This window comes from Cryobacterium sp. Hh11 (assembly GCF_004404045.1).
Taxonomy (GTDB): domain Bacteria; phylum Actinomycetota; class Actinomycetes; order Actinomycetales; family Microbacteriaceae; genus Cryobacterium; species Cryobacterium levicorallinum.
In genome coordinates, this window is record NZ_SOHF01000024.1 from 1 (window position 1) to 7,337 (window position 7,337).

The 7,337-nt window shown below is 59.4% G+C and carries 11 protein-coding genes; 4 read left to right on the forward strand and 7 right to left on the reverse strand.

The annotated features are described in order from the left end of the window. Positions 1–536 precede the first annotated feature (536 nt). Together E3T46_RS11090 and E3T46_RS17955 are read left to right on the forward strand one after the other, a co-directional pair. On the forward strand, positions 537–1,082 hold the full coding sequence (locus E3T46_RS11090; RefSeq protein WP_241980654.1) for a hypothetical protein: 546 nt from the start codon (positions 537–539) through the stop codon (positions 1,080–1,082). A 283-nt stretch (positions 1,083–1,365) separates the two neighbouring features. Continuing rightward, positions 1,366–1,518, forward strand: coding sequence for a hypothetical protein (locus tag E3T46_RS17955; RefSeq protein WP_166790250.1), 153 nt, complete (start codon positions 1,366–1,368; stop codon positions 1,516–1,518). A gap of 256 nt (positions 1,519–1,774) precedes the next feature. Here the strand turns inward: E3T46_RS17955 and E3T46_RS11095 are convergent, their stop codons facing one another. Together E3T46_RS11095 and E3T46_RS17960 are read right to left on the reverse strand one after the other, a co-directional pair. Then, positions 1,775–2,113 carry an SdpI family protein gene (locus E3T46_RS11095; RefSeq protein WP_134443024.1) on the reverse strand — a complete coding sequence of 113 codons (339 nt, stop codon included), beginning with the start codon at positions 2,111–2,113 and terminating at the stop codon, positions 1,775–1,777. A gap of 4 nt (positions 2,114–2,117) precedes the next feature. Beyond that, positions 2,118–2,291, reverse strand: a complete 174-nt coding sequence (locus E3T46_RS17960; RefSeq protein WP_166789439.1) for a hypothetical protein — start codon at positions 2,289–2,291, stop codon at positions 2,118–2,120. A gap of 86 nt (positions 2,292–2,377) precedes the next feature. On the opposite strand from E3T46_RS17960, the gene E3T46_RS11100 reads away from it, so the two are divergent. After that, positions 2,378–2,980 carry a hypothetical protein gene (locus E3T46_RS11100; RefSeq protein ID WP_134578613.1) on the forward strand — a complete coding sequence of 201 codons (603 nt, stop codon included), beginning with the start codon at positions 2,378–2,380 and terminating at the stop codon, positions 2,978–2,980. 86 nt (positions 2,981–3,066) lie between these two features. Here E3T46_RS11100 and E3T46_RS11105 read toward each other — a convergent pair whose 3' ends face one another. The 5 genes from E3T46_RS11105 to E3T46_RS11125 all read right to left on the reverse strand — a co-directional run bounded on the left by E3T46_RS11105 (position 3,067) and on the right by E3T46_RS11125 (position 6,005). Then, positions 3,067–3,330: a type II toxin-antitoxin system RelE/ParE family toxin gene (locus E3T46_RS11105; RefSeq protein ID WP_134443022.1), complete on the reverse strand. Its 264-nt coding sequence runs from the start codon at positions 3,328–3,330 to the stop codon at positions 3,067–3,069. Continuing rightward, positions 3,327–3,602, reverse strand: a complete 276-nt coding sequence (locus E3T46_RS11110; protein WP_134578614.1) for a type II toxin-antitoxin system Phd/YefM family antitoxin — start codon at positions 3,600–3,602, stop codon at positions 3,327–3,329. The genes E3T46_RS11105 and E3T46_RS11110 overlap by 4 nt, the downstream gene beginning before the upstream one ends. Positions 3,603–3,728: 126 nt before the next feature. Beyond that, on the reverse strand, positions 3,729–4,313 hold the full coding sequence (locus E3T46_RS11115; RefSeq protein ID WP_134578617.1) for a recombinase family protein: 585 nt from the start codon (positions 4,311–4,313) through the stop codon (positions 3,729–3,731). A gap of 187 nt (positions 4,314–4,500) precedes the next feature. Further along, on the reverse strand, positions 4,501–4,731 hold the full coding sequence (locus E3T46_RS11120; RefSeq protein ID WP_134578615.1) for a hypothetical protein: 231 nt from the start codon (positions 4,729–4,731) through the stop codon (positions 4,501–4,503). A 767-nt stretch (positions 4,732–5,498) separates the two neighbouring features. Further along, the gene (locus E3T46_RS11125) at positions 5,499–6,005 is read right to left on the reverse strand and encodes a GNAT family N-acetyltransferase (RefSeq protein WP_134443857.1); all 507 of its coding nucleotides are present in this window, start codon (positions 6,003–6,005) and stop codon (positions 5,499–5,501) included. An 88-nt stretch (positions 6,006–6,093) separates the two neighbouring features. Between E3T46_RS11125 and E3T46_RS11130 the strand changes: the two genes are divergently transcribed. Beyond that, positions 6,094–7,140 carry a S66 peptidase family protein gene (locus E3T46_RS11130; RefSeq protein ID WP_134578616.1) on the forward strand — a complete coding sequence of 349 codons (1,047 nt, stop codon included), beginning with the start codon at positions 6,094–6,096 and terminating at the stop codon, positions 7,138–7,140. The last annotated feature ends 197 nt before the right edge of the window (positions 7,141–7,337 follow it).

Consider the following 7,337-nt stretch of genomic DNA (forward strand, 5'->3'; position numbering starts at 1 on the left):
AGCGCACTCGGGAACATGCCGCCCGAAGAATATGAACGCAACTATTACGCTGAAACAAACGGCCCGATAAATATCGAAGCCGCCAACAAAACGGCGGCATGAAACCCGGGACGGTTCAGAATGCAAATCGCTGAACAATGCTGTTCGTTGCCGCAACTGCGCGATCCGGGATCCTCGGAGTCCTGGGCTTTGCTCTCTTTCTGACCGCCCGACTCGCCACTCGACGGTTCTGGCACGAATCCCTCTGAAGAATTAGACCCAGACCGTCCCGTTGGGGGTTCGTGATGGGGCGTGCAGACTCCCCGTATCCCCCCTGTGAGCGCTCTTCTGTTGCGCGTCGTCGGCGCATGCCCCGGCCGGGTAGGCCGGACCGTAGACTCACACTGTACGAGCTGGCGATTCAGAGTCGCCAAGCACGGCCGTGACCGAAGGAGGGTGTGCTCTTGCGTCGAACTGGTCGCTTTCCTCGGGCGTGGACATTAGCCGTGGCTGCATCTGTGGCGTCCGTCTGCGTATCTCTCGCTGGATGCGCATCGATGACGGGCGCGGATGCGGCGAGCCTGGATTCGATCGCCGAGCTCGCGAGAGCTGCTGGTATCGCTCCTGAACTCGTGTACACGACTGAGGTGGACGGCTACGATCTCGCACCGCAGTCGGTCGGGCCGGGTGCTGCAGACGGGATGTCGGCTACCTGGTTCAACAGCAGCACGGGTGCGATGCTGAGCATCCGTAGCGATTCCGGTGAACTCACGGAAGCGTCGTGCGCTGCGACACCCCTTTGGGATGCGCCCGACGGAGCGGTGACGTGTGCCAATGAGGATGGCGTCTGGCATCGGTCGACTGGAGGCATCCACGAGTACGTCGCGGTGCGAGACGGTGCGCTGATCTGGGTATCCGGAATGAACGACGCGTCGCCAGCGGATCTTCTGACAGCCGCGAAGAAAGTGCACGTGCCATCGGATGCGGAACTCGAACTGCTCTTCTCCGACGTTCCCAAGACTCCGGGCGAACCGGTGGAGCGCGGAGACCTACCTGAGGATGGCGACGGTGCGCCGATCGATCCGACCGGGCCGGGTGGGTAGTTCCACTCCGCCGAATGCGGCCGCTTGCCGGGCCGCTCCTCATATCTCTAGCCCTAATCCTCGTGGCCGGCGAGGCGCCGTCTGAGCTCTAAGTTCTCACCCTGCGCCTTGGCCAGCGCGAGTTGGAGCTGGCTCAGTTCCCTCCGGTAGGCCTCGCGTTCGGATTTCAGCCGGGCCGAAAGACCGCACGGCAGCGGACGTGCTGGGGCGCTCATTCGCTCCCGGCGCGGTTACGCGGAGGAGATGTCTGCTTCGAAACTGTTCGATACCAGCGTCCCCCCTGATGACACCCGACCAAACCAGCGCCGCCCTCGGCATCAAGCGGTACGTTCACCGGACGGTGAACCGCGACAGTCGGCATCGCTTGTCGACGCTCTTTGAAAAGTACACCGGGGGCGTTATCGTCCTGCTTCTCGAATACCAAATGACCACATAGGCGCGGAGTGTCAGATGGGAACGGCCGCGGGGACGTTCGCATTCGGTTTCATGTCAGATCGTCCCGGTGGGGGTTCGGCTTACGGTCGTCTCAGTGCAGACGTCAACAGGGTTGGCTTCACGTGATTCGGTCCCGTTGGAGGTTCCTTGGGTTCTTGCGGGAAACTAACCGACGTCGCTCGGACCGTTCCCCGGTCGGGTGGCGATAAGTCGTCTGCATGGCTTTCCGAATCGACTCTTTAGGTTCATTCGAAAAGTTAGCTGATCGCCGATCGTGCGCCGCGCCAAGCAGCCATGACTGACCATGCCAGGAAGAGCAACAGAATTGCGATGAGGATAGCGTTGGCTTCCGGGATGAATTGTGCCACTCCCGCAGTGATAGCAACAAGTGCGAAGCCAATCCATGACGGCAACCGGGCGGCCTTGTGGCCAGCTGTCCATGCGGCATCACTGGTCATTGTCGGCGGGATTCTGATTCCGATGAAACCGTTCCGACTAATTCTGCCGGAGGCTGCCAGCTGTGTCACGACAACGACAAGGAGCATCGCGGCGGCGAGGATGTAGGCGACACTATTGGTGCCGTATGTGTAGCTCATAACCTCAGGGTAGCGAGGCCGACAGAAACGAAGCGATCTCAGCCAACATCACGCCCCACTCTTTGACATCGCCGACCGTGGTCTTCTTCTGTCCAGCAATACCATCCCGTAGGCCGTTGGCGAAATGGACAGTTTCGGCGCCAGTGCACCCGTCCACGACGATGGGGGCCAGCGGCATCGACACATCCTCTCGCGGCGGTCTAAACATCCGGCTGAGCCACCCGATATCGTGGACCTGTCGATGGAATGAGACGGAGCGACACGGTGACGAGTCTGTTTGAGCGCTGGAAGAAAACCGATACGCGAGCGTGGACAACGGAGGCCGTTGAAGGTTGGCTGGAAAAGGAATTTCGGGCCTATGAGATTCCGTTGGCAGCGATTTCCAGTGCGGACTACCGCAATGATGAAGAGGTCCGTGACGACCTGATCTACAAGCTGTACACAATCACTCATCCTGATGTACTTCAACGCCTGTACAGCGTAGAAGAGAAAGCGATGAAAGACTGCGGCCCTGAGGCCTACGAGGACTATTGGAGGAGCCTGTTCCTGAGGCAGAATCATCGCCCGGGTACCGAAACGGCGCATACGGCATTGACGGATGCGTCATGGCTGGCCTACAACTTGCTGACGATTCAGCACGCGCTGGGGCAGCGCACGTCGATTGTTCTTGAACGCGAAGGTGGTCAGGTGACCGGGGCCAAAGTATATGGAATGTCCGATTACCTCAGCACATTCTTGGTCGCGTTGACGGGTTACCGGGAAGCCGGAACCAACGAGCGTAACTACTATTCCATGGTCACTGGCGACGTAGATGATGTCGGCTTCAACTGGTACCTCGACTGCTTGGCGCGCCACGGAATGATCTAATAGCGCCGGCGGCTGCTCAGTGAGTCCTATCTGCAACGGACCCGAGAAACCTTCCGTCCCGCTCAGGGTTACTGTTGCGGGATCACTTATCGGGATTCGTATATCTCGCGTCGATGTCCAAGGCGGAGGACGAGCACGATCAACAGGTCGTCGTGAATCTCGTAAATGATGCGGTAGTCACCCGTTCGGACCTGCCATTCGCCAGAGCCTCCAACGAGTTGGATCGCCTTGGGTGGCCGTGGATCGTCTGCCAAGAGTTCGATCGCTGCTTGAACTCGACGTCGAACCTGCGGATCGAACTTTCGCAGTTGCCGTTCAGCGGCCGGTGCGATCTTCACCGAGTAAGTCATACGAGGCCGAGGTCTGCTTTCACCTGTTCCCAAGGAGTCGGTTCGCTTTTCGTGCGACGCATCTCTTCACGGGATTCCTCAGCGGCACGAATATCGGCCATGTCTTCGGCCAATTCAATGAGACGCTCCAAATCGTCGACGTCGATAACAGCCGCAACTCGCCGCCCGCGGCGAGACAAGAAGACCGGCTCGTGCTCGGTGCGAGCCCGGTCGATGATCGATGCGAGCTGGTCGCGTGCATCAGAGACGCTGACGGGGACCGTGGTTGACATGTTTCAAGCGTACATTCCACTCCCCAGATGTACAAAAGGTCTTCAAATGTACAAATGGCCTCTCGCGCAGGCTTCCCGTTGCCGGACCAGCCAGTCCGGCAACGAGACAGCGGTTGAGGGCCCCGATCAATGGCCCGATTCGAACTGACGTTGAATAGTGCGATAAACGGTCGACCGCGCGACGTTGAAGAGTTCCGCCAGTTCCGCGCTGGAGTGAAGGCCGGCGGTGTGGACTTCGATCAAGTGTTTCTGTTGCGCCACCGACAGTTTGGGCTGCTTACCGCGAAGACGTCCTTTCGCTTTGGCCACCTGCATTCCTTCCCGCGTTCTGGCGCGAATCAGGTCCGACTCGAATTCAGCGACCATTGCCAGGACGTTGAAGAGGAGGCGCCCGACCGGGTCGTTCGGATCATGCACCGCTCCGCCGATGCTGAGCTTGACATCTTTGGCCGTCAGTTCATCAATGATGTCTTTCGCATCTCTGAGTGAGCGCGCGAGTCTGTCGAGTTTGGCGACGACGAGGGTGTCTCCGGCGCGGCAGGCGGCCAGCGCTTCGCGAAGCCCGGGTCGGGCCCGGTTCGTTCCGGTCAGACCGTGATCGGTGTAGATCAGTGACGATCTAACGCCCAGTCGTTCCAGGGCGTTTTGTTGGGCGGTGAGATCTTGTTCCTCTGTGGAAACGCGTGCGTATCCAATTAGTAATCCATCCAGGGCGAAACCATCCCGCTCTGATGTGAACGGGTCAATAACCGTCGCAGTGGGGTCCGGCTTGCGGACTGCCCTTCAGGACCATCGGGTGACGGCGCTCACCGGCCGTGAACCGGACTAGGCCCACTGAATCTGCGACCGCACGAAAGCCCATCCATCCCGGCCGAGCCCTTGAATCTGACTCGAGCATTCAAAGAGCGGCGTGCTGCGTCCGTTCAAGTTCAGACGGCGAGTCATGGATCGCCTCAGGCTTGACTGTGACTGCTCGCCGCCTGCTTGCTCGAAAAGCGACGAGACGCAGCAGCGCTGCGCCGTGGGCCGCGGGTCCCCACCAATAGATGTTCATGACGAATCCGGACCCGAACTGCATTCCGATGCCGACGACGGCCAGCGTCGCGGCCAAGGCCACGCTGATGCTCACTAATATTGCCCATGCGGTTCGGCTGCCGCGCCACACGCCGAACAAGATCACCGCATGGGGGATCAGCCAGAGGAGAGATCATAGGGCGTCCTCGCCGCCAAAGTATCCAACGACTGTCAGCAGAACCGCAATCGCAAACCATGCTGTTGCGCCTACGCGCGCGATTCTTTCCCACAGGCCCACCATGCAACGACTCTATGGCCGGACGTCCGCAGAGGGTTCGGCTTGCGGGTACATGTGAGGAGCGCTGACTCTAGCGCTTGCCCTCGCAACCTGCGGTTTTACTCAAGTTGGGGCCATCGTCTCATCGAAGTGGCCGTGACACGTGGTGAGCTCTCATGGACTCGATAGGCTAAATCGTAAGGGGGCCTCAAAATGCGAACAGAGATCCGGAGCCGCACGCCATTCAGACGTACCTTCACCGTGCTGCGCTCGATAGGTGGAGTGGTCATTACGGTGGCCATAATTCTTGCCGATGTCGTGAAATCGATATCCGGGGGCGGGGCCTCCTCATCGGCGTATCAAACCGTAATATTGCCGAGTTCGAAGACCAATGCGTCAGCGGCCACCTCCTTAGAGGAGGGACCGATCACGAAGAAAAAGAGACCGCACAGGAAGCGCAGATCCTAGCCACACTGTTTCGGTTGTAGCGGCGCAGTGCTGGGTGGGGACCGCTGGGTTATCAGCTCACTGGCTGCGCCCAATTCCCGCAGAGGGTTGGTCTAGCGACACCGTGAACAGGGCTCCCCGTCAGGGACGAAATAGGGCTATCGAGCGCAGTTCTGCTCGCGTGTTATTTTCCAATAACTCACGTCTTCGGTATCGAATGGCAGTTCAATCATCCCCAATTTTGCTGCGACGCGTTTGGAGACCTCGTTCTCCTGTTCGATCGTCGCCGAGATCGAATCCAGCGAGGAGATGCGAAACACGTGGTCGAGCATGCCGATCCCGACTTCCGTTGCATAACCGTTGCCCCAAGCCTTCTGATGAAAGACATATGTGAGTTCATCGAAGTCTCGATCCGGCGCTCGAATCACGCCACAGTAGCCTACGAACTCGCCAGATCGTGCGTCGAAGACGGCCGAGGTGCCGTAACCGCGATCGACATACTTTCGCTCGCAGATTTCGATCCACTGCGATACTTCGGGGCGGCTGAGGACGGTCCCGTCCCCGACAAATCGCATCACGTTCGGGTCCGCGCAGAGGTCTGAGAAGTCGTTGAGGTCGTCGTGGCGAAACTGTCGCACCGATAGGTGTTCGGTCTGGAATAGCATCGGGCCAGCCTATCCACGCCCGCAGGTCGTTCTTTTTGCGGGCGTTATGAACGTGCGTGGTGATCCGATCCTCTGATTCAATGACTGGATGCGCACATTCACGAACGCCCCCAAAGCCAGTGTCGGCGATCGAGTCGCGATCCTATCCCCGGCGTTCGCGGCTCCTGCGGTGTCCGAGGACGTTCACGAGCAGGCGATGCGACGCCTCACAGAAGTTACTGGGCTTGTGCCGGTTGAGTATCCAACGACACGGCAGCTCGGTGCGAGCGCCGAGGCGCGAGCTGCCGATATTGAGGCGGCGTTCGCTGATCCGAGTATTCGGGCGGTTCTTGCAACGATCGGAGGGGATGATCAGATCACCGTCATCCCACATATCGATACCGACATCCTTGCCTCAAACCCCAAACCGTTCCTCGGATACAGTGACAACACGAACCTGCACAACCTTCTCTGGAAGCTCGGGGTGCCCAGCTACTACGGTGGCTCAACACAAGTTCACCTCGGACCAGGCCCGCATATCGATGACGTGCATGTGGCTTCGCTGCGTGCGGCGCTTCTTGACGGAGGCATTATCGACCTCACCGATCCGGGCGAGTCCGAAGACTTCGGCGTCTCGTGGACGGATCGCCGCGCCCTGACGGAATTCGGTATTCGTGAACTGACCGAACCATGGGCATGGGCGGGCCTAAACACGGTGGCCGAAGGTCCGACGTGGGGCGGATGCATCGAAGTCATAGATCAGATCGCTCTCGCCAATCGGATGCCCGACGTCGCCGACCTGGACGGGGCGATTCTCTTGCTCGAAACGAGCGAGGAACTTCCAAATGCCGACACGGTGAAGCGTTGGGTGCGTGCCTTGGGCGAGCGAGGAGTTCTCAATGCCGTCGCCGGTGTCCTCGTCGCCCGGCCACCCGTTAGCGAACTTAATTCAGCCGTCCCGTTAGCGATCGAGCGCGCTCGACTGCGCGCAGTTCAGCGCGACACCATCATCGAGCAAGTCGCTCGATATAACTCAGAAGCCGTTATCTGTGTCGGAGTGCCATTCGGACACACCAGACCGCAGTGGATCGTCCCGCACGGCAACACGATCCGCCTCGACGGTAAAGCCCGCACAGTCAGCGCCGACTACAGCTGAAGGCAACGCACTACGTTTCTAGCCGTCAGCCGCAACTGATGGTGGCGACTCCAAACATGTTGTTGTCCCGCAGTGGGTTCGGCGAATTCAACCGGTCGTCGCAACACTCTATTTTTGTGAGGTGTTGTACGTGTGGTCGAAGTTTGAACTGGTTGAGAAGCAGGCGCGGTTTTGGGTGTTGATGGCTCAAGGCTCGA